The sequence below is a fragment of the Mesorhizobium sp. M8A.F.Ca.ET.021.01.1.1 genome (genome assembly GCF_003998025.1).
GTDB lineage: Bacteria > Pseudomonadota > Alphaproteobacteria > Rhizobiales > Rhizobiaceae > Mesorhizobium.
Genome location: NZ_RZSJ01000001.1, coordinates 27,716 through 48,056, shown reverse-complemented (window position 1 = coordinate 48,056; position 20,341 = coordinate 27,716). Strand labels below are relative to the sequence as shown.

The 20,341-nt window shown below is 58.3% G+C and carries 16 protein-coding genes and 2 pseudogenes; 11 read left to right on the top strand and 7 right to left on the bottom strand.

The features are described 5' to 3' along the window. Positions 1–54: 54 nt before the first annotated feature. Genes EOA36_RS00220 through EOA36_RS00195 form a run of 6 tightly spaced genes read right to left on the bottom strand, consistent with a single transcriptional unit; the run spans position 55 to position 4,531 of the window. Entirely contained in the window at positions 55–567 is a 513-nt protein-coding gene (locus EOA36_RS00220; protein WP_032899688.1) for a hypothetical protein, read from the bottom strand. Further along, positions 543–1,901 (bottom strand): type III secretion system ATPase SctN, encoded by a 1,359-nt coding sequence (gene sctN / locus EOA36_RS00215; protein ID WP_024505372.1) that lies wholly within the window; start codon positions 1,899–1,901, stop codon positions 543–545. Before sctN ends, EOA36_RS00220 begins: the two co-directional genes overlap by 25 nt. Next, a complete protein-coding gene (gene sctL / locus EOA36_RS00210) occupies positions 1,898–2,521 on the bottom strand; it encodes a type III secretion system stator protein SctL (protein WP_024505371.1) in 624 nt (207 codons plus the stop codon). Before sctL ends, sctN begins: the two co-directional genes overlap by 4 nt. Beyond that, on the bottom strand, positions 2,518–3,204 hold the full coding sequence (locus EOA36_RS00205; protein ID WP_269470858.1) for a nodulation protein NolU: 687 nt from the start codon (positions 3,202–3,204) through the stop codon (positions 2,518–2,520). Before EOA36_RS00205 ends, sctL begins: the two co-directional genes overlap by 4 nt. Further along, a complete protein-coding gene (gene sctJ / locus EOA36_RS00200; RefSeq protein WP_024505369.1) occupies positions 3,149–4,012 on the bottom strand; it encodes a type III secretion inner membrane ring lipoprotein SctJ in 864 nt (287 codons plus the stop codon). Before sctJ ends, EOA36_RS00205 begins: the two co-directional genes overlap by 56 nt. Before the next feature lie 9 nt (positions 4,013–4,021). Next, a complete protein-coding gene (locus EOA36_RS00195; RefSeq protein WP_024505368.1) occupies positions 4,022–4,531 on the bottom strand; it encodes a nodulation protein NolB in 510 nt (169 codons plus the stop codon). A gap of 187 nt (positions 4,532–4,718) precedes the next feature. Here EOA36_RS00195 and EOA36_RS00190 point away from each other — a divergent pair, with 187 nt between their 5' ends. Together EOA36_RS00190 and EOA36_RS00185 are read left to right on the top strand one after the other, a co-directional pair. Next, on the top strand, positions 4,719–5,417 hold the full coding sequence (locus EOA36_RS00190) for a secretin N-terminal domain-containing protein (RefSeq protein WP_024505367.1): 699 nt from the start codon (positions 4,719–4,721) through the stop codon (positions 5,415–5,417). Positions 5,418–5,718: 301 nt separating this feature from the next. Further along, positions 5,719–7,653, top strand: coding sequence for an HrpF/NolX family T3SS translocon protein (locus EOA36_RS00185; RefSeq protein ID WP_024505366.1), 1,935 nt, complete (start codon positions 5,719–5,721; stop codon positions 7,651–7,653). A gap of 1,137 nt (positions 7,654–8,790) precedes the next feature. Here EOA36_RS00185 and EOA36_RS37045 read toward each other — a convergent pair. Then, positions 8,791–8,991 carry a hypothetical protein gene (locus EOA36_RS37045; protein ID WP_024505365.1) on the bottom strand — a complete coding sequence of 67 codons (201 nt, stop codon included), beginning with the start codon at positions 8,989–8,991 and terminating at the stop codon, positions 8,791–8,793. 100 nt (positions 8,992–9,091) lie between these two features. Here EOA36_RS37045 and glyA point away from each other — a divergent pair. The 9 genes and pseudogenes from glyA to EOA36_RS00130 all read left to right on the top strand — a co-directional run bounded on the left by glyA (position 9,092) and on the right by EOA36_RS00130 (position 20,262). After that, positions 9,092–10,412, top strand: a pseudogene (gene glyA, locus EOA36_RS00170) (serine hydroxymethyltransferase). Positions 10,413–10,469: 57 nt separating this feature from the next. After that, on the top strand, positions 10,470–11,645 hold the full coding sequence (metK, locus tag EOA36_RS00165) for a methionine adenosyltransferase (RefSeq protein WP_127275149.1): 1,176 nt from the start codon (positions 10,470–10,472) through the stop codon (positions 11,643–11,645). A gap of 100 nt (positions 11,646–11,745) precedes the next feature. Further along, entirely contained in the window at positions 11,746–12,759 is a 1,014-nt protein-coding gene (locus EOA36_RS00160; RefSeq protein WP_126063919.1) for an adenosine kinase, read from the top strand. 65 nt (positions 12,760–12,824) lie between these two features. Next, positions 12,825–13,859 carry an L-threonine 3-dehydrogenase gene (gene tdh / locus EOA36_RS00155; protein ID WP_126063920.1) on the top strand — a complete coding sequence of 345 codons (1,035 nt, stop codon included), beginning with the start codon at positions 12,825–12,827 and terminating at the stop codon, positions 13,857–13,859. Positions 13,860–14,573: 714 nt separating this feature from the next. After that, positions 14,574–14,742, top strand: a pseudogene (locus EOA36_RS37920) (transposase); the annotation flags it as partial. Between the two features lie 812 nt (positions 14,743–15,554). Beyond that, positions 15,555–16,241 carry a response regulator transcription factor gene (locus EOA36_RS00145; RefSeq protein ID WP_024505585.1) on the top strand — a complete coding sequence of 229 codons (687 nt, stop codon included), beginning with the start codon at positions 15,555–15,557 and terminating at the stop codon, positions 16,239–16,241. A gap of 71 nt (positions 16,242–16,312) precedes the next feature. Beyond that, the gene (locus tag EOA36_RS00140) at positions 16,313–17,734 is read left to right on the top strand and encodes a type II and III secretion system protein family protein (protein ID WP_050580548.1); all 1,422 of its coding nucleotides are present in this window, start codon (positions 16,313–16,315) and stop codon (positions 17,732–17,734) included. Between the two features lie 12 nt (positions 17,735–17,746). Beyond that, the gene (locus tag EOA36_RS00135) at positions 17,747–18,307 is read left to right on the top strand and encodes a CpaD family pilus assembly lipoprotein (protein ID WP_063169261.1); all 561 of its coding nucleotides are present in this window, start codon (positions 17,747–17,749) and stop codon (positions 18,305–18,307) included. A gap of 83 nt (positions 18,308–18,390) precedes the next feature. After that, a complete protein-coding gene (locus EOA36_RS00130) occupies positions 18,391–20,262 on the top strand; it encodes an acyltransferase family protein (RefSeq protein WP_126080682.1) in 1,872 nt (623 codons plus the stop codon). Positions 20,263–20,341: the final 79 nt, after the last annotated feature.

Below are 20,341 nucleotides of genomic sequence, written 5' to 3'. Positions count from 1 at the left end.
CGGTCGTGTCATTCGGACGACCTCTTGCGACCGTCGGATCCGGTTGCGCGGCATTTAGGCAAGCGACCCCCTCGCATATTTCAGCAGTATCTCATCGTCGGCCTCGATCTCGGCTGCGGCCTCCGAATGAGTCTCGACGGCGCGCCGCACGTCGTCCTCGATTTGTTGCCATTTGTCCCTTGCCGCCGAACATATGACCCATAGCTCCCTCGTCCTGGACGCCGCCATCTCAGCCTCCTCTTGAGCGATTTGGGTATCATCAAGCATCTGCCGTCTGGAATTGATCTCAGCGGCAAGTTGTTCAGTGTGAAGGCGGTGACGGTCGAGCGCTGCGCTAGACAAGTTGTCGAGTGACATCAGATGCTGATAGAGCGCTGCTTCTTTTCTTGAACAATGTTGCTGTATCATTGCAAGCTCCCTAGAGGCATTTTGTACGGCTGAGGCGGCCACATCGCGCTGGGCTTCCTTCTTGGACAGCTCGCCAAGGGCACGACGCTCTTGCATTTCCTTCAGAAGCCGTAACCTCGAAGACTGAATCCAGTTTACGCGGTCAGACGCGACATCCATGCGACCGTCTCCTCGAAATCTGACGCGTCATCTTCGCTCTGGCGCAGAAACTCCCTCAGTTCGTCGATTGACGCGACAGCCCGGTCAGTCAGGGGATCTCCACCTGGCTTGTATTCGCCAACATTGATCAAGAACTCGGTCTCGGCATAGCGCGACAGGAGCTCGCGGAAAATGGATGCTGCCTTGCGATGTGTCCCCGAAACGACTGCATCCATGACGCGGCTGCGACTCTGCAGCACATCAATAGCGGGGAAATGCGATCGCGCCGCAATAGCGCGTGAGAGGATGACATGGCCATCGAGAATACCACGCGATTCCTCGGCGATTGGATCACCCGTGCCATCACCCTCTACAAGCACCGTATAGAAGGCCGTGATTGAGCCCCGCTCACCCATGCCGGCGCGCTCGAGCAGGCCTGGCAGCATGCCAAAAACGGAAGGAGGAAAGCCCCGTCGCGTCGGCGGCTCACCCGCAGCAAGGCCTATTTCGCGCATAGCGCGGCAGAAGCGCGTCAGCGAATCCAGCATGAGAGCAACGCGTAGGCCTTGATCGCGGAAATATTCCGCGAGCGCAGTCGCCATTGGAGCGCATTGCGCACGCTCTACCGCCGAGCGGTCGGATGTTTCAACCACGACGACCGTACGGAGAAGGCCCTCTTCACCAAGATTCCTTTCGATGAATTCACGAACTTCCCGTCCACGTTCGCCTATGAGCGCCACTATGACGACGTCAGCGGCGGCACCCTTTACGATCTGTGACAACAGCGTCGACTTGCCACCACCTGGCTCGCCATAAATCCCGATCCGCTGGCCCTCGCCGCACGTCAGCAGACCATCGAGGACACGGACCCCAAGCGGGAATGGCCGCTCAATCATGCGCCTCGTCATCGGATTGGGGGCTCTGCCATGCAGGGGCCGAGTTTCGACGGTCTTGATTTCGCCTTTGCCGTCCAATGGGCGGCAACGACTGTCGATCACGCGACCGAGCAAATCGCCGCCGACGGGCACCTCACGCATTCGGCCAGTGGCCACGACCTCTGCGCGGCTGGATAGGCCCACCAAGTCCCCGATCGGTGTCAGCAATACACCATCACCCGACAGGCCGATCACCTCGGCCTCGAGCGACAGCCCGGTTCGCGGGTCCTCTAGGAGGCAAAGTTCCCCAATACGAGTGTCTGGCAAGACGGCATGAACCAGTGTGCCGATAGCCCGCGTGATCCGACCGCGCACCGCACGCGTGTCAATTCGCTTGGCCGCAGCCCTCAAAGACGAGATTGCTGGAACGAGAGCTCGAGTGTCGGCGTCAGCGTTATGTTCTGGGACGGGCTTTCTCATAGCTCGCCTTTCTCACAGAGCGTCCCGAAACCAAGGCGCAGCGCGCGCATCTGGGCGTCAAGTCCAAGGTCAACATTGCCGTACTCGCTCCACAGCACGCAGCGTTGCGGCGACAATGTCGGGTCGGGCTCGATCCGCACCCTTGGTCGACCATCCTGGCCGTCGCATCGAGCAAACTCTCGTGCAAGCATGTCGACTTGCATGGGAGAAACATGAAGGCAAACGTCGGCGCCGCTGTATTGACACTCTATGGCGTGACGAACAGCCCTCACCAATAGCTCGCCCGGATCGAAAGCGCCGATAAGATCGCTCAATATTTCCATCACGAGCTGCGGCAATTCCTGCTCCAGAGCCGCCTTTCGTCGCGCGATTTCGGAGATTGTCTCCGCAATCAACCCTGCCATCTCCTCGGTGCCTGCATTCGAGCCCTCCATGTGGCCGCGCGCCCACGCCCGCTGGTAAACCGCGCGTGCCCAGTTTCGAACGCGCTGCCGATGCCGTTCTGCCGCGGCAAGGGCTTGCGCGGCGCTGTGCCAGGTTTCGAGCTCGCTCGCGGGTATCAGTGGTCCGACTGGACGCATCTGCGGCGCTATTGGCCCCTCGGAAAGTTCGACTGTCATTTCACCGGGGTCTCTGTCTCAAAATGAGCTACTACAAGTGAAAGCAATTGGCCGGCGGCGGTCCAATGCTCATGTGCTGGAGTCTCCGCGGCAGTCCCCTCGGGCAATCGAAGAAGCACGCGGTTACGCTCGGTCGCTGAACTGTCCTGGAGCCAAGCTCCAAGACATGCGTGTCCATCGTATTCGATTTGCTGAGCGAGTTTTTCTGGGTCCGAGATCAGTCTTTTGTCAACAGCATGCAGCAGGTGTCGGATTCCGAATGCGTGTGCATCCACGCCGATGCGTTTAACAAGGATGGCAAGCTCAGGCTGAGAGACAAACGCGACCAGCGAACGGGCATGCCAGATACTACCAGCAAGAAGGGCCGCTCGATATGGATCATGCCCGCGTAGAAGGTCCGGCCTGCAGCCGATGTGGTTCAGATCCACGTCATCGTTGCCCAGCAATTCTGCCAGCCTTGGATGCAGTCTGGAACACTTCTGCAACTTCACTAACGTTTCGGCCGATAACGCTGGATCAAGACGCGCCGCAAGACGGGTTGGATGGGCCGAAGCCGCAAGCTCGCTCGCGCCCGGAAAGTGCGGACCATCAGGTCGGGCGGTCTGTATAGGCATTGGCAATGAGATGTCACCCACGTCCAATTGCAGGCATTCTTTTGCGAATGGCCTCGACAGCAGAAGCATCCCGGCGCCCCTCGACCTTGGAAACGCCGGTTGATTGCTTGCGCCGACGCGTAACAACGCCGATCAAGAGATAACAGGCCACGGCGAATACGGCTGCGGCAAAACCTGTTACGGTCGCCAGAAGTGGCGCAGGAAGAGGTAGTGATGCTTGTGGCAAAACAGCAGTCGGATCGGGCCGTTGCTCGTGTGCGGACCGTTCTACCGGCACCAAAACCACTTCCACCTTATCGTAGGACAGGCCTTCGATGCTGTCGGCTACAAGCATCTTTATCTTTGGCAGCAGAGCCGCGACATTTGTTTTTGCGTCGTGCCTGATAAACACCGAGGCCGAGGATGGCGTGGCACCGGCTCGCACAAGGTCGTTATGCGGCAGCACGACGTGAACACGTACAGAAAAAACGCCATCGATATCGCTGATCGTCCGCGACAACTCTTCGCTCAGGGCATACACGTAACGGGCACGCTCTTCGGTCGGCGAGGCAATCAGGCCTGATCCTTGGAATATCTCACCGAGGTTCTTGAAGGATTGGCGCGGCAGCCCCTTGGCGTTCAGAAGGTTGATTGAGAAGGCGAGCAGCTTTTCGTCAACCTGGATCGTGCTGGTTCCATCCTTGGCGACCACCCGGATCGCGGCGACCCCGTTGTCTTCAAGAAGTGCGAGCATTTCATTTGCCTCACGCTCTTGCAATTGCGTGTAGAGGTCGGCTTTGCAAGCAGTGAGGGCGACGAGAACTGGCAGCATGACAAGTCTAACCGACCGCCACCCTGACAGGCCACGCATGATTTCGCCCTCGGCCAAGCCAATCATGCGCGCGGTTCAGCCTTCCTTCAAAAGTTTATTCACGGATGATGTGACGCCGCTGACGCCTTTGGAGATAAGCGCCACCTGGGTGACGCCGTTGTAAACATCCCGAAGACCAGCCATCATCGTTTCGAAGTCTTGCCCTTGTTGGGGAATGCCCGAGATTCCGGTTCCCGCCTCACCTGGAACGGGAAGCTTCTGCGCCGGTCCCGGTAGAGCGCCCTTCGAAAGGGCTATGTCATGGTCGAGCGCGGGGAAGGAAACAGTGTTGTGTGGATATAGGGAGGAAATCGTCTGCAACACGCGATCGCCCATGCCGCTCGTCGGCGCAGCCGCGCGCTGAACATCCATCGCCGCAGCAACTGGCGCCGCACTCGCTGGCCCCGCGGCGGCATCGTTTTTCAGCGAGTCGGCTGCATGCCCTAAGGCGCGCTCAAACTGGGCCTGCTCGACAATCGACGGTGATCCGACCCTGGGGAGGCCAGCCGTTAGAGTGGCAGAGATCGACGTGACAGGCATCATCATGTAAGGACTCGGTTGCTCTCTCTGACCGGGCGAGCCCCGCCCATTCATCACCCGGTGTCGGCGCAACACTCCTAGGGGGGCAAGCTGACAACAAGCTGACTAACGGCGGCGTCATTTCGACAATCTAAAATCTCTTCGGCAATTTAGTCACTTGTGATGATTTCAGCGTTTGGTTTATCAGTGCGACATGCCGAGAACGCTTATCCAACCCGTCACCCTGCATGTTTTGAGACTTCTTTGTGCCGGGTTTTTTCTGTCCACCGGGATTCACCCGGCGCATGCAGTCCCGCTGTCCCTTCCGGCGACACCCTATAGATACACGGTTCTGGATCAGGAGCTCGCTGCAGCGTTGCAGGAATTCGGCAACAACCTGAATATCAGGGTCAACATCAGTCCTGCGGTGAAGGGGCGAATTCGCGGACGTATGCCTGATTTGCCACCGCGCGCGTTCCTCGACCGCTTGACGAACCTTTACGGTCTACAATGGTACTATGACGGCCTTGTGCTCTATGTGTCTGCTGCACAAGAATCGCAAACTCGAATGCTTTTGATGACGTCGATTCGCTTCGATGCGTTCAAGGGGGCTCTCGACAAGCTTGATATCTCCGACGAGCGCTATGTGGTCAAACCCGTGCCAGGCAATGGCCTCGTCTTCGTTTCCGGTCCACCGCGCTTCGTCGCACTCGTGGAGCAGACCTTTAACGGCTTGGTGGCGCAGGCGCAGGCGCAGACTCACATAGCGGCAACGCCAAAGGAATCAGTGCTGATCTTGTTTCGCGGCTCCTCCACTACGGTCGTTCGCGACGGACGACCGGATGCTTCTTATTCTTCTGACATCCCACAACAGGATAGCGTTGGCGGGAAGCCTGAGCTGGGCAAGAAATGAACATTGAGGATTTCCCGCAGCTCTGAAGAACATGACTGCGGCTACCCCTTTGTGAACTCTTCGCAAACTCGTCAGTTTCTCGAAAGCTAATCCGCTCATGATGAGTCCCGGCAGCTCTCGCGGTGACTCCGGCCATTGTGTTGGACCGAACCTTGGAGCCGGCCCGGAACACAGCAATTGAAGGCAGGGCAGGCGCATTCGTGACCTGCCGACGCTTGGAATTGTCGAATTTTGTGAAACGCAAGGGATCTTCTGTCGGGGTCTCTTGTGGGGATTTCAACGTCACGTCTGAGGATGCATAATGTCGGCCAGTAATCTTTCAACTTTCTACCGCTCAAATTCGCTACAGTCCGCAAGGGGTTGGCCGGGCCTGAAAGTTTCCCATTTTGCGACCCAGCATCAGCAAAGTGCATCGTGCTTCGAAGCGATGCTGTCCACTTGTGTGCTGGCAGACAAGCCCGGCTCTTTCGCGCAAGGGGATCTGCCAGCGTCGAATCTTGATTCGACAATGGATAAATTGCGGCAGGACCCTTTGGGCCATCTGGCACCGGATGTCTTGACATTGAATGGCTTGGAGCAACACCCACTGGATCTGCTGCCGCCAAATATGAGGGCGGCTCTCAAGGAGGACCAATCGCAACGCTCCAAGGCGACTGAAGCCCAACATCTGCTCGGCGTCACTCCGAAGATCGAGCCGGCTCCCAGGCCGAGCCCCGGAATCACGTGGAACGGTGGGTCGCTGACCACGGCTGAGTTGCAGATTGTTGCGGTACTCAACCGTCACAAGGACCAATGCCCGCTTACTTGGAAGTCGTTGACCGACAAAGCCAATGATCCCTCTACGCCACCGGATCTGAAAGCGGCGATCCAGGGACTGCAGCAGGATTCGGGACTTTTTTATGCGATTGGCTCGCAGGGCGACGGCCGCTGTGGAGGCAAGATCAACGCCAAGGACTTGGCCGGATTTTCAAACCACCACCCACAAGTTGCTGCATTTCAGGAAGCCCAAGCGCGAAGCTACGAGCAGAACTACATACCATCCGACGGCAGCGGAGGTTTGCAGCCTTCGGTCATGACCTTGAGCGATGCCTTGCGGGAGTTTTACCGGTACTCCGAAAATCTGTCCAAGGACCTGAGTCTGGATGAGTTCAAGAAAATGGTCGGCGGCGAATCGAAAAACGGCAAATTTCCGCCCCAGGTCATTGCGGCGGCGCAATATTTCCTCGATCACCCCGATGCTTGGAACCAGTTGTGCGGTGGCTCGAAAGGGAAGATGCACAAAGAGGATTTCCTGCAAGTCGCCTCATCGTCGATGAGCCTCACGCAAACTGAGCTGAATACGGTCGAGATGATCAAGGACCATCAGGACACGTTCTTTGGAAGCGGTGTTCTGACTCGCGACAAACTGGCGAAAATGAAAGACGACAAGAGCCTTGATCCGAAAGTGCGGGAAGCAGCCTCTCAGCTCCTTTCAGATCCTCTTCTGTTTGGCCTCCTGAACAATTCGATCACGGGCTATAAGACCCATCATAAATTCTTCGACTTTGGCGGCGGGCATACGGTTGATTCCGGCAATATCAGCAAAAAAGACTTTGCCCATTTTTGCACAAACATGTCGTCTGCGAACCGCAACGTTCAGCAGCCAATCACCCACGGCGCCCAAACCGCAGAAGAGCAGAATGCCGTCGCGGACATGAAGATGGGCCTGATGGACCAGCCTGACATTAAGTCAGCCAAAAAGAACGGCGGGGCCGTCATGCACGTCGTCGACTCCGTGCTCAAAATCGAGACGAAAGTGCTCGACTTGGCGGCAACGGCGGTGGGACTGCTCAGCTTCATTCCGGGCCTCGGACAAGTAGCCGATCTTGCCTCGATGGTTCTCGAGGCTGAGTCGCAAGCAGCCAATCTCCTGCGTACGGCCATTAACGGAGGCGATATGAAGCGAGCGCTGGAGGAAGCTGGCCTCAATATGGCCGCGCAGGCGATCGGCCTTATCGCAGGCCCCGAGGTCAAGCTGGCCATTCGAAATGGGCTCGTAAAGCACCTGATGGAAGAGGCCTTGGCGGCAGGCATTGATCTTTCGGTCTCGACGGCGCAGGACTACGCAGAAGGCTATGTGAATAACCTCAAAGCGCGCCTTGCAGGCGGCCCTGAGCAAAGCCTAGGCCTTCCGAGCATGCCATCATTCCAGAGTGTGGCAAGCAATGTGCCCTTCGTCGGCATTGCCTTATCCTAGCCGTCGCCTTGCGCGGAAGCTTTGGCTCGCGCGCTGACATAAGGGTCATTGTGGCACAAGCAGGGGTTCATCCGCATCAACGCAGCGGTGTTCCTGACGCCATCTGGATCGGACTGTGAGGGGGATGTCCGAAGTCTGTGAAGGCTTCGGTATATGACGACTTCAGAGTTACGCTGAGCCCAGCCATCTCGAGCCGGTGCGCCGGGTCGAGGTTTTCACGGGCGCCGGCCGGCAGCGGGAATGGTCTCCGGAAGGCACGGCGCGGATGGTGGCGGAGCGGCGCAGCCGAAGGAACGGCTGTCGCGCGCCCAGGGCGGCCTCCCGAACAGCAGACGATGATCTCCTGCCTTGGGCCTATATCCTTGTGCCCACGCTCAAGGCAGTCGGCTGAAAACAGCGCTGATTTAAAACAGCATTATCCTGCACTGCACCCTCGATCCTTGCGCTCACCGATCGCTCGTCGACACGCACGCGGTCAAGTCGTTATCGGCGCTATGCCGATGGGCTTCGAGAGCAAGGTGGACGCTGAGCGGTGCGTCAGCCTCAGGGCGCGGCTGGCCAGCTTTGGGTCTCACGCTCTATGACGGCAACACCCGGCTGATCAACTTGGCCTGTTCGCGGGCTCCCGGCAGCGGCGCGGAAGCCACGGTCCGCCTTCCTCGGCTTCAGGCCAAAGATACCGCAGCATGCTCCAGAGCTATGTCTGCCGCCTCCGCCCCATCGTCGCTGGTCATGTGGAAAGGACAAGCAGGCTACGCACCCCATAATCCCGTCGGGCAGGATTCGACAGTCGACGGCGAGACATTCGCCAAACCTCACCCTTGATTCTCAGCAACGTTAAAAAAAATTCACATAATGTTCGTGAGTGTAGTCTCCTGTCAGGTGGTACATTAGCCCCAATATCTGGCGTCTTAGTCGTAGAAAGGACTGTGATCCATCTTCCATTAGCATCCATACCAGCGGATTTACAGCAAATGACGAGAGAGGTCTCATGCGGATTGATGGGGATAGAAGGGCTAGCGGCTTGCTGCATCCCGTCCGGGTTGATGCCAACCAATGTTGACACTGGTAAATCGCCTAAGGACGGCAGCGCATCTTGATCGCCTTCGAATCCTGGGCCTTTGCGCGCATGCGGATCTAACCGTCGGCGAGCTGGCCGATATTACCAGTCTGCCTCGCGAGCAGGTTCGACGCCACGTTCGGCGGCTGGGCAGAGCCAACTTTCTTTGCTGCAACGAACAACGTCCGCAGTCTTCGTACCATATGCAAGCAGGAGGCAAGGATGGCGGGCTGGCTCAATTGGTGGTCGATCTCCTGCCCCACGATGATGGCCATCATAAAAGAGACCTACAACGCCTGGAAGCAATACAAGACGCGCGGTTGAAGGGACCGCCTGCTTGATCGTGAAATAGATCAGTCCAAATGGAGCGCGACTACCATGGATAACTCCGCCGGCGGCGCCATCGCGCAGCCCGACACTTACGGGCGGCCTCACTTAGCCGCCGTCGACTCCCGCGTTCACGAACTGCTTCTAAGACAGGAGCGTCAGGAGCGGACAACTCTCAAACTGATCGCCTCCGAGAACTTTGCCTCCTCGGCGGTGTTGGAAGCGACCGGGTCGATTTTCACCAACAAGTATGCCGAGGGATACCCCGGTGCGCGCTACTACGCCGGAAACGAGATCGTCGATGAGCTTGAGACCCTCGCGATCGAGCGCCTGAAAGCGCTATTTGGCAGTGAACACGCCAACGTCCAGCCTTATTCAGGCTCGCCAGCCAACCAGGCTGTCTATCGCGCGCTTTTGAGCCCCCGTGACAAAGTCATGGGCTTGCCTTTACCCGAAGGCGGCCATCTGACTCACGGTTGGTCCGTCAATTTTTCCGGCAGCGATTATCAGCGCGTCCCGTACAGGCTGCACGAAAAGACACAGCAAATTGACTATGACCACTTGCGCGAGACCGCCAAGCGGGAACGCCCGAAGCTAATTTGGGTCGGCGGAACTGCTTATCCGCGTATTTTTGACTACGCGGCAATGGCCGAAATTGCTTCGGAGGTGAACTCGTATCTGGTGGCTGACATCGCCCACATCTGCGGCCTGGTTGTCGCAGGAGTGCATCCGAACCCCGTGTCCCATTGCGATGTGGTCACCAGCACCTCTCACAAGTCGATCCGCGGTCCCCGGGGTGGCTTCATTTTATCAAGGAATGAAGACCGTTATCAGCCCCTCCATCATCCGAAGAGCAAACACAATCTGCGCCGTGTTCCCTCTTCTGCAAGGCGGACCGCATATGAATACTATCGCCGCGCTTGCCGTCGCTTTGCAGGAAGCAGCGAACTCGTCCTTTCGTGTCTACGGTCAGCAGATCGTCCACAACGCCAAGGCTCTGGCCCAGGCGCTTCTGGAGCGAGGTTATGAACTCGTCACTGGGGGCACTGACAATCACATGCTGATCCTTGATCTTCGGGACCGGCCGCTGTCAGGCAAAGCCTATGCGGAGCGCTTATCGCGTGCAGGCATCATTGCGAATTTCAATATGGTCCCGGGCGACCGGCGGCATCCGGCGCTGACAAGCGGCATCCGCTTAGGGACACCAGCGGTGACGTCCATGGGCATGCGCGAAACGGAGATGGTGCAGATCGCCGCTTTCATCGACTCGGTCTGCCGCCAGCCCGATGACCAGGAAGTTCATGCGAGCGTACGAAGAGACGTTGCCGACTTCTGCACTGCGTTCGATGTTCCCGGCATCCGCGACCGATAAGCCACCCCAATCCAGAAACTCCTCACTAACTCCAGCACTTGAAGCGAGGGCATTTTTATGACCAGGCAGTTCGTGTTCTCTTCCGAATCCGTCGGCGCGGGACACCCCGACAAGATGGCAGACAACATCTCCGATGCCATTCTCGATGCGGTCCTGCGCACCGATCCGAAGGCGCGCGTCGCCTGTGAAGTGTTGGTGAAGACGGGGATGGTCGTTGTGGCTGGCGAGATCACCAGCCATGCCCACATCGATTACAGCCAAGTCGCCCGCGATACGATACTCGATATTGGCTACGACGATGATGCGATTGGCTTTGATGGTCGACGTTGCGCCGTCGTTCTGGCCCTCACCGAGCAGTCGCCCGACATAAGCCAGGGCGTTGATGAAGGACGAGGGCAGGATCTCGGGCAAGGGGCAGGGGATCAGGGCATCATGTTTGGATTCGCATGCAACGAGACGGATACATTGATGCCCCTGCCGATCCAACTCGCTCACCATTTGACGAAAAGACAGGCCGAGGTCCGGAACGCGGGACAGCTTGGCTGGCTGCGTCCGGACGTGAAATCTCAAGTGTCGGTACGCTACGAAGGGCTCCGCCCGGTGGCGCTGGATACCATAGTCCTGTCAACGCAGCATGACGAAGCGGTCTCACAAGCCACGGTCCGCGAAGGCGTCATTGAGGAGATCATAAAACCGGTCCTGCCGGCCCACCTGGATACTTCGGGGATCAGATTTCTGGTCAACCCAACAGGGCGGTTCGTGGTCGGTGGGCCTGCCGGCGACTGCGGCCTCACAGGACGGAAGATCATCGTCGATTCCTACGGTGGGACCGGGCGTCACGGCGGCGGTGCCTTTTCGGGCAAGGACCCATCCAAGGTTGACCGCTCGGCGGCCTATGCCGCCCGGTATGTCGCGAAGAACATCGTTGCCAGCGGCCTTGCAGAGGTCTGCGAGGTTCAGCTTGCCTACGCGATCGGCGTGGCCAGTCCGGTTTCTGTCATGGTCAATACCTTCGGAACCGCAAGGATCGAGGAAAAAAGGATCGAGCGCCTTGTTCTCGAGGTTTTCAATCTCCGACCGAAAGGCATCATCAAGATGCTTGATCTCTTACGGCCGATATACCGCAAGACGGCGACATACGGACACTTCGGGCGTGAAGAGCCTGAGTTCACTTGGGAGAAGACGGACAAAGCTGACGATTTGCTGCGTGAAGCCGGACCGGCAGCTGCGTGAGGGCGGCTGGATCAAGCGCATGCGGCAACCCATTTCAACTCGCGAGACCACGCCCGGCCGGCGTGGCAAGAAGCCGGCTCGGGTTTTGGCGGAGATTTTGATGCCGGATTATGACGTGCTTTGCATCGGCAATGCCATTGTCGACATCATCGCCCAGTGCGACGAGGAATTCCTCGAGACCAACGGCATCATCAAGGGCGCGATGAACCTCATCGACACACAACGCGCCGAACTGCTCTACAGCCGCATGGGTCCGGCGATCGAAGCGTCCGGCGGCAGCGCCGGCAACACGGCGGCCGGCGTCGCCAGCTTTGGCGGCCGCGCGGCCTTCTTCGGCAAGGTCTCCAACGATGCGCTGGGCGAAATCTACGCCCACGACATCCATGCGCAGGGCGTCGCCTTCGGCACCACGCCGCTCAAGGGTGAGCCGCCGACGGCGCGCTCGATGATCTTCGTCACGCCCGACGGCGAGCGCTCGATGAACACCTATCTCGGCGCCTGCGTCGAGCTTGGCCCTGAGGATGTCGAAGCCGACAAGGCGTCCGGCGCCAAGGTCACCTATTTCGAAGGCTATCTGTGGGACCCGCCGCGCGCCAAGGAGGCAATCCGCCAGACGGCGAAGCTGGCGCACGCGGCAGGCCGAGAAGTGTCGATGACGCTATCGGATTCGTTCTGCGTCGACCGCTACCGCGACGAATTCCTCGACCTGATGCGCTCGGGCACGGTCGACATCGTCTTTGCCAACAGCCACGAGATCAAGTCGCTCTACCAGACATCGTCGTTCGACGAGGCGCTGGCCCAGATCCGCAAGGATTGCCGGATCGCCGCCGTCACCCGCTCGGAAAAAGGCTCGGTGATCGTGCGCGGCGACGAGACCGTGGTGATCAAGGCGACCGCCATCAAGGAACTGGTCGACACGACGGGCGCCGGCGATCTCTATGCCGCCGGCTTCCTGCATGGCTACACGCAAGGCCGCGACCTGCAGACTTGCGGCGACCTTGGCTCACTGGCAGCCGGATTGGTGATCCAGCAGATCGGCCCCAGGCCCCGTCAGAATTTGCGCCGCGAGGCCGAGCAGGCGGGGCTGACCATTCCGGACGTTCAAACGAGTTAGTGGCCTACCTTCCCGTTGTGCAGGCTATCTCGCCAGAAGCGCAATCACGGAATAGGGAAATCCTGATGTCGAACATGATGAAGGCGCTTGTGAAGGCCAAGGCCGAACCGGGCATCTGGATGGAAGAGGTGCCGGTGCCGGAAATCGGCCCCAACGACGTGCTGATCAAGATCAAGAAGACGGCGATCTGCGGCACCGACGTGCACATCTACAATTGGGACCAGTGGGCGCAGAAGACGGTGCCGGTGCCGATGGTGACGGGCCATGAATTCGTCGGCACCGTTGCCGATTTCGGCGCAGCGGTCACCGAATACAAGGTCGGCCAGCGTGTATTGGGCGAAGGCCACATCGTCTGCGGCCATTGCCGCAACTGTCGCGCCGGGCGAGGGCATCTGTGCCGCAACACACTCGGCGTCGGCGTCAACCGTCCAGGCGCCTTCGGCGAGTATCTGGCGATCCCGCAGCACAATGTCGTGCCGATCCCCGACGATGTGCCGGATGAGATTGCCGCGATCTTCGATCCCTTGGGCAATGCCGTCCACACCGCATTGTCCTTCGATCTGGTCGGCGAGGACGTGCTGGTGACTGGCGCCGGGCCGATCGGCATCATGGGCGCGCTCGTCGCCCAATGCGTCGGCGCGCGCAAAGTGGTCATCACTGACATCAACCCGGTGCGGCTGGCGCTAGCCAAGAAACTCGGCGTCCAGCATGTCGTCGACGCCTCGAAGGAGAAGCTGCGCGACGTCATGCCGGTGCTCGGCATGACCGAGGGGTTCGACGTCGGGCTCGAAATGTCAGGCGCCGCCCCCGCTTTCCGCGACATGATCGACACCATGAACAATGGCGGCAAGATCGCCATTCTGGGCATCGCGCCGACCGGCTTCGAGATCGACTGGAACAAGGTCATCTTCAAGATGCTGCATCTCAAAGGCATCTACGGCCGCGAGATGTTCGAAACCTGGTACAAGATGATCGCGCTTGTGCAGGGTCCGCTGGATGTCTCCGGCCTGATCACCCACCGCATCGGCATCGACGATTTTCAGATCGGTTTCGATGCGATGAAGAGCGGCAGTTCCGGCAAGGTGGTGATGGACTGGTAGGGATTGCCTTGGCCGCTATTCAGGAAAAGCTGACGACAGCACCTCTGGTCCGCCGGACATTTTCCAACTAGGGGAACATGGCTGGGTGGAGAGCTATGGCTCCGCTACGTGCGCTCGCTAATCATACACGGCGACGTATCGCGGCCCACCCGGTGACGGTCGATGGGGCAATTCGCTTCAGTCGATGACGGAAACCCGGTGAACCGATGCTGAGGCCCCGACGCGATCGTCTATTTCCTATGATCTGCGATTGAGGTCGAGGTGTTGCCGCTTTCAGCGGGTAAAATGCGATAGACGACTTCCGGTACCCTTCCGGTCAGCGAAAAGGAAGGCAACGAGCCGCATTGCCTCAAGCAAAATGTTACCAATAGTGTCCTGTTCCAAAGGGGATGGACAGGTCGTGCCATTCCGGTTCGGGGGAAGGATGGCGCGGCTCAGCATGGCGACACGGTGAAGCGGCGATCGTGGAGCTTTATTGCGGCGTTGACAAGCGGCGCATTCTGGATGAGTTCGAGGCGGTAACCGGCTATTATTCGCAAGCGCGCGATCCGTCTTATGAACCGTCGTGAGCAGAGGCCGTCTGCGGGCAAGAGCCGCAGCCGCTGTTACGGCAGCGATGTCCGCGACGCGCTCATCGTGTTGTGGGAGGATTCGGAGCGGCTGGGTCCGCATCGACGCTCGCGGCGGCCAGCGCCGCCGGGCAGGAATGAGTTCGCAGTTCGCCGCTCGGTGCCAGCCCGCACCTTCGGCGATTGGAAAGATCCGCCGCCCGGCTTTGTTGAGCGCATTCGGGCACGTCTTCGTCAGGGAGCTTCGTGCAGACGATGGTGCTGACCGGATTGCCGCCGGCTGGACCGATTGCATTCCGCTCCGCACGCGCGACAGCGGCAATGTGATCATGGCGATCAAGCAGGCCCGCTCCCGGTTTCGCTGACCCTGTGCTGCTGTTTGCCGGCATCCGCCCGCACAGGAAGAGCTTGTAAAAGCGGTCGGTGCGGAAATCGAGGAGCCGTTGGTCGTCGATCTTCAGCCTGAACGCGGTCGTTTGCTGGTGCCGCAAATCGGCTGTTGCATGTACATCCCTGTCAGACGTCAGTTTTCCTCGCCTATTTTGGTGTCGAGCGCGAAGTGCTCCAACCAGATTGCAAGGCTTTTTGGAAATGAGAGCGGCTTTGCGCAGGGCGCTCCGTTGTTGAGCATTCAAGCTACCAAGCCAATGACGCGCAGGTTCCACCAGGCTCGCCAGCCTTGAAGGACAGCGAAAAAAGCAGAGCACGACAGACACAACAGTGCATCAGGACGCCGCAGTCGTTGAAGATGGTGCGCTGCATCCATACCGTGGATGCATTCGATCCAAATAATCGATTTGTTCAATCAGTTTCTCGAAAGCTAACCCTACCCTCTGTGGGAATCGGGCTCTGAGCCGCGACGCTGCCTTGCGAGCGCAGGGGCTGCACGTAGGAGAGATGATGCAACGAGAAATCGCACGCGGGTTGCTGGCCTCGTGGGTTCGCCGACCGGCGTATTTGAGCCCGTCAGTTGGTCCTCACCCGCGCCTATTGCCACCGAGCGACTTGCATGTCCCTCCGACTCGGACCAGTTCCGAGAGCTGCGACGAGTTGCGCGCCGTGTGCTCCGATCAGATGGCCGCCGGTGACGCGTTCGATGGGCCGTCCCTCTTCGAGAGGAGATGAAATGCGAACGCTGCTCGTGGATCATCATGCGGATCTTGCGCGCGCCATGCGACTTGCGCTCGGGGATGGCGGCTTCGTCGTTGATGTCGTTGGTACTCTGGAACTGGCTTCGAGTGCATTTTCTTGCGCCAGCTATGAAATTCTCCTGCTGGAATTGGCTCTGCCAGATGGCGATGGCTTGGGTTGGCTGAGGCAGTTGAGGACCCACGGGCATTCAGTTCCTGCCGTCATTATGAGCAGCCTTAACGATCTCGATAAGCGAATTGCGATCTTCAACGGTGGTGCGGACGACTTTCTGCTCAAACCCATCTCTACCGATGAGCTTATTGCCAGAATGAGAGCCATTCTGCGCCGGGCGACACAGATGACCGACCTGAGGCTCGTATTTGGCAATCTCGACTTTGATCCGGTCGCCCGCCAGGTTTTCGTTGATGGGCACCCAATGATGATCGCACGTCGCGAACTCTGTATTCTAGAGCACCTGCTTAACCGGGCAGGCCGCATCGTGCCCCGTGCGCAATTGGAAGATCACCTCTATTCATTCAACGACGACGTGTCTGCCAACGCGCTTGAAGTCGGAATTTATCGTTTACGGGGACATCTGACCAGATCAGGTGCAACGCCACGGATCAAGACCATCCGAGGCATTGGTTACATCCTAGAATTGACTGACGCCTCGTCCGCATAGTTTGTCGAATCGAAAGAAGATCTATTTTGCTGATCCTTCAACATCCTTGCCATGCGCTCAATTGGCGGGCGATCGCCAACAAGGTTACAAGACCTGCAGTTCCCCGTTACCTGGGCCATCTCCTCTGCGCGCTTATTGTGACTTTCCCACTTGGTGTCGCGGCGCAAAACAAGCAGGACAAAGGCCCGCCGCATGCGGCTTCGAATAGCATCAACGCCACGCTGACCCTTTCCTCTTCGCTCGGGGAGACCGTTCATCTGCCCGCGCCAGCCACGACCATCTTTGTTGCTGACCCCACGATCGCGGATTTTCAGGCGCCATCGAGCAAAACAATCTTCGTCTTTGGCAAGAAATCGGGGCGGACCAGCCTATTCGCCTTGGATGGCAATGGCGAGCCTCTCGCCGAATTGCGTATCGTTGTCACGCAACCGATCGGGGATTTACGCGCCATGTTGCGGGAGCAGGTCGGCGACTATCCCATCCGCGTCAACTATACGCCGCGCGGCGCAATCCTTAGCGGGACGGCGCCCGACGCAGAGGTCGCCGACACCGCAAAAAGAGTCACTGAGCAATATCTGGGCGACGGAGCGCAAGTCGTCAACAACATCAAGGTCGCTGGATCCCTGCAAGTTAACCTCAGCGTGCGCGTAGCCGAAGTCTCACGCAGCGCCATGAAGTCACTCGGCGTCAACTTGTCCGCCTTCGGTCAAATCGGCAATTTCAAAGTGGGCGTTCTAAGCGGAAGCGCTGCAAGCGCTGGGTCTGGTTCAACCCAGGGTGGCGGTACAGCAGAAATCGGATTCGACAACGGTGCCGTCAACGTCAGCGCGGTTCTCGACGCGCTCGCCAAGGAGCATATAGCTTCCGTCCTGGCTGAGCCGAACCTCACCGCTATGTCGGGTGAAAAGGCCAGCTTTCTCGCGGGCGGCGAATTTCCCATTCCTGTCCTGCAGGAAAACAGGCAGGTATCGGTTGAATTCCGTCACTTCGGCGTCAGTCTGGAATTTGTGCCGACAGTTCTCAGCAACAATCAAATCAACATTCACGTAACGCCCGAAGTCAGTGAACTGTCGACGCAAGGTGCCGTGCAAATCAACGGAATTTCCGTGCCGGCAGTTTCCACGCGCCGAGCCGATACGGTCGTCGAACTCGCCAGCGGCCAGAGCTTCGCAATCGGCGGTCTAATCAGGCGGAACGTCAACAATGATGTCAGGGCCTTTCCCTGGCTCGGAGAACTGCCGATCCTGGGACCGCTTTTTCGCTCGACCTCGTTTCAAAAAGAGGAGTCAGAACTGGTCATTCTAGTTACGCCTTACATTGTAAGACCAGGCTCCAACCCAAACCAGATGAGCGCACCGACCGAGCGGGCGGCACCGGCTTTGAACGGAGGGGGCGCTCCGACGAATTCCGTGACAAGTCCCCCGCGAGACCGCGCTGCTATCCGTGCGGGCGCGCCAAGCGCCCAGGGCGGTCTCGGCTTCATCATCGAATAGTGTCATCCAAAGATGTTGCGTTTTATAATCCTCTTTGTCGCTCTGGCACCAAGCGTAAGTGGCTGCACAAGCACTACGCCAGTTGATGTCGAACCATCGGCACCAATGCTTGTCCGAGAGGAGACCACCGTCCTGACGTTGCAAAGCCTGCGCGCTTCCGAACGGCAGCGTTTGCGTGTTTTCCTAGACAAGGCCAGTCGCGGCCGGTTCGATGCCATCCACCTCCTCATCAGCGGTTCGCCCCAGCTCAGCGCAGGGGTAGCCCATCAGGCCAGGCAGTTGGCAATCGAAGAAGACAACATTCAATTGCGCGATCAACACGACGCCGGCTCAGTGCGAATTGAGGCGATTGTCTATCACGCCCGTCCGCCGGTCTGTCCCTCATATGGTGCCTTACCCAATGAAGAATCCTTCAAACAGCCGCTTGGTTGTTCGACAGGACATAACCTGGCCGTGATGGTCAACGATCCGCGCGATCTGCTCGACAATCAGGCCGTCAAGGCCGGCGATGGCGATCGTGCTTCTGTACCAGTTGCAACTTACAGAACATTCGGGACGGATAAAGGTGGCTGATACCGCCCTTATCTCGGCAGCACTCCTACCGGAGATTGAAAGCTTCCAATCGCGTCCTGATCTAAAATAAAAGGAACCGCTGGATGCAATATAGGCGCTATATCGAGGGCCTTAGGGCCGTTGCTGTACTTCCGGTCGTACTCTTTCATTTCGGAATTTCGGCGATCCCGGGTGGCTTTAGCGGGGTCGATATCTTCTTCGTCATCTCCGGCTACCTAACCAGCGGAAGCCTCCTGGATGACCTTGAACGCGGCCAATTTTCCATCGTCAACTTCTACTGGCGCCGTGCCCGGCGCATTCTGCCGGCGCTCGTCTTTGTGATGCTTCTCACCTGCATTGCAGCATTGTTCATTCTTCTGCCACCGGATCTGCGCGGATTCAGTCTTAGCATCATAGCTACCTCGACCTTCTGGTCGAACGTTTTCTTCTGGAAAACGTCAAGTTACTTCTCTATCGATGCCGCGCTTCTACCACTGTTGCACACTTGGCCGCTTTCCGTAGCGGAGCAGTACTACATCTTCGCACCAATCCTGATGTTCCTAATCTATCGCTACATCGGGAAGCGCTGGCTGACGACACTTCTTCCGATAATTCTCTGCAGCTTCGTAGTGGCGGTGATGGCGACATCGCTGGCACCCACCGCCGGATTCTATCTGCTGCCGACCCGAATCTGGGAACTCATGTTGGGCGCCCTGCTCATGCTCAAATGCCCCTCGCCGCTGGGCAACCGATTCCTGATGGAGTCGGTGGGGGTGGCCGGATTTGGCCTTCTCGCCATCGGGTTCTTCGCGATTTCGGCGAGTGATCCGTTCCCAGGCTACAACGCCTTGTATCCATGCATCGGAACGGCCCTTCTGATCTATGTTGGCCAAAATACCCCCTCGACGGTCGCCACCCGCATGCTCGAAGTCCGGCCGCTGGTCTGGATTGGGCTCATCTCGTATTCGTTGTATCTTGTTCACTGGCCTCTCAATGCGTTCGCGCACTATCTTTCGTTCCAAAAACTCGATCCGTTGATGACCGGTGCGATGTTGGTGGCAAGCCTCGCATTGGCTGCATTCTCCTGGAAGTTTGTAGAGCAGCCGTTTCGACAGAAGAGGGCCTTCACCTCCCCGGGGCCTATCTTCGCCTTTTCAGCGCTCGCGATCGTTGTCCTTTGTGCCGGCGGAGCGGCGGGGGCGCTCGGCAATGGCTTTCCGCAACGGTTTCCGGACTATGTCCAGCGGCGCATTTCCGTCGGGGACTGGAGGAATGGCATCTGTTTCAACGAGGGCACCAGCCGGATCGAAAGCTGGAATATGGAGGATTGCACGCGCACCAGCGGTTTTCCAACAACGGTTTTTTTGTGGGGCGACTCCTTCGCCGCGCACTATGTTTCCGGCTTGGGTGCTAACATAAATCGATTGCAGGCGAACATCGTTGAATATACGTACGCCAGCTGCGCGCCGATACTCTATTACTACCCTTACGATCGTCTTGATTGTGTCCGGTTCAATCGCAAGGCCTTGGACGTCATCTTGGAAGCGGACATCAAGACGGTTATCCTCAGCGGTAGATGGAGTGACTATGAGGTCAGAGGTTTCGACGGTCTTCAGCAAACAATCGCTACGCTTCGTGCCCTGGGCGTGCGCGTGTTTGTCATCGGCCAGTCTCCGCAGTTCCCAACTGACGTCCGGAAAATTGCGTTCTTCGCCAAGCGCCAAAATCTGGACGATACGTCCTGGCCGATCGCGATGGACCCCGACATCAACGAACGTGTGCGCTCATTTACCAAAGGCGCCACATTCATCGATCCGCTGAAATTCCTGTGCAGCGCAGGACGCTGCGCCTATTCCGATAGAGGAGAGTTTTTATATTTCGACTATGGTCATTTCTCTTCAGCCGGCGCCACACTGGCAATCTCGAAATACTGGCCGGCTTTTGGCAAGGACAATGCTCTTCCTAAGACGAAGTAGCGGCTCAGCGGCTGACAAGCACCAGTACGGGTCCCAGTGATAGCTCCTGCTTCCGCAGCAGCCGCGACGATGGAGCTGT